Raw genomic sequence first — 1741 nt, 5'->3', positions numbered from 1 at the left:
TCGAACTGGTCGGCGATCGCGATCAGCTCAACCTCTTCTGTCGCCGGCATGGAGATCTGATCGGCGACAAGGTGATCGTCTACAAACGACTGGAGCATTGGACTATCACGCGCAAAACTGAGCTAACCAGAGCCTGATCGGCGTTCCCGTAAAGGAAGGTTGATCGAGAATGACGGTGTACCCCGTGCAGTTTGATCAGTGCTACTGCGGTAGGCTTTCCCAAATTCTGTTCCCGGTTGCCTTTTCCCGGAATGGCGCCGGACCAACGGGGAAACGGGACGCTTGAGCCTGTCGGAACGCACCTGATTCCCGGTGCCAAATAGCAGTTTTAAGACAACTGTTCGCGCCCCTCGCGATCTCGACACGACAATCCATGCCGGATGGCCAATATGCGCGACAGTCAACCCGGCCGGGTTTTCCGATAGGCGAAGCGCCGTTTCGTGCTCGTTCTATGTTATGCCCCCAATGAGTGACGCCGGGGCCGTGCGGGTGATCAAACGGCGATCCGCTCGATCACGGCACTGGCCGCCCGGACAGGAATGAACAGGCGGGTCTTGTGCTGAATGATCTCGGTGAAACACCCGGCCGCCTTCAACTCCCCGAGGCGCGAATATGGCCAGTCGAGCAGTTCGAGCCGATGCTCACCTGCCACCAGGCTGCGCTTCAGCCTGTAGCTGCCAAGCGTCGCCATCTCGCCGGTGCCCAGCACGTGTTTGGCGGTATCCTCCCCTGAGACAACGATCGCTGCCTCGATCCCGAAAGCGGCGGCAAGTTTCGGGACGACCGGCGCAGGCACCAGACGTCCGAGGAACGACTGGCCATCGTCGGTGGTGATACGCCAGACCTGGACATGGTCGTCCGGAAGGCGGTCCCAAACAGGCAGGAGCAGGCCGGCCACCAGATAGATGGTGCTGGTGCGGGTTTTGCCGCGCAGATCGTCGACCTCGGCTGACCAAAGCGTCGAGAACTCTTCCTCGCTTGCTTCCTCCCACATGGTCTCGAGCAGCAGGTCCTGGCGCATCCGCTCGGTTCGGGTCGGCCGGATGAGTTCGAAGCGGCGGACAATTTCGCCGTCATCATCGGTGAGGGAAAAGGTGGTGCAGCGGATGGCCGCCTTGCCGGACTTCCGATTGACCATCGGCCGCGCATCGTCGCCGAGGCGGCGCAATGCCTGTTCTAGGGAGATAGGCTTGTAGCGTTCCTCTGTTTCGAGGCGCAGGATCTCGGTTTCGGCTCCGCTGACCGGATCGCGCCTGATCACCGTTCGATCGAGAATGGTAATTCGCTCGGCGTTGATGGTCTCGACGCCGACGTCGAGCGTCCCAGCCTCCCGAGCCGCTTCAACCCGGGCTTCGATCAGGCCGAGATATTCGTCGAAGATGGCGTTCTGAAGAGCGACGCCCAGTGCCAAGATGCGATTGAGCCAGCGCTGGATGGGGGGTAGATCCTCCCTCAATCCGCCACCTTCACCTTCGAGTTCGAGCCCGGTCAACTGCTGGAACGTGGCGAAGGTGATCGAGCGAAGCTTGCCCTCGGCGAGCAAGCGAAACCATGTCTCGAGCGCCTCTCGTGCATAGTCGCTCTCGAGGTTATCGCGCGGATCGAAAAGTCCTTGCCCCCCCGTTTGGCTGTGGATCGGCGTGGAAAAAGGACCCCGGTAGCGGGGTGATCGGCGTCGAAAAGGGACCCCTCATCCCGGTGGTCTAGGCTGTTCGCTTGGCGGTGTGTCAGGCGGCGAGAG

1 protein-coding gene is annotated in these 1741 nt (G+C 61.2%); it reads right to left on the bottom strand.

Going from position 1 to position 1741, the window contains the following annotated elements; translation table 11 throughout:
- Window positions 1–493 precede the first annotated feature (493 nt).
- Window positions 494–1636, bottom strand: coding sequence for a strawberry notch C-terminal domain-containing protein (locus SSA01S_RS18785; protein WP_369691216.1), 1143 nt, complete (start codon window positions 1634–1636; stop codon window positions 494–496).
- Window positions 1637–1741 lie beyond the last annotated feature (105 nt).

Origin of the sequence: Sphingomonas sanguinis NBRC 13937, assembly GCF_001591005.1 — a bacterium.
GTDB lineage: Bacteria > Pseudomonadota > Alphaproteobacteria > Sphingomonadales > Sphingomonadaceae > Sphingomonas > Sphingomonas sanguinis.
Note: the sequence above shows the minus strand (reverse complement) of the source record. Positions and strands in the feature narration are given on the sequence as shown.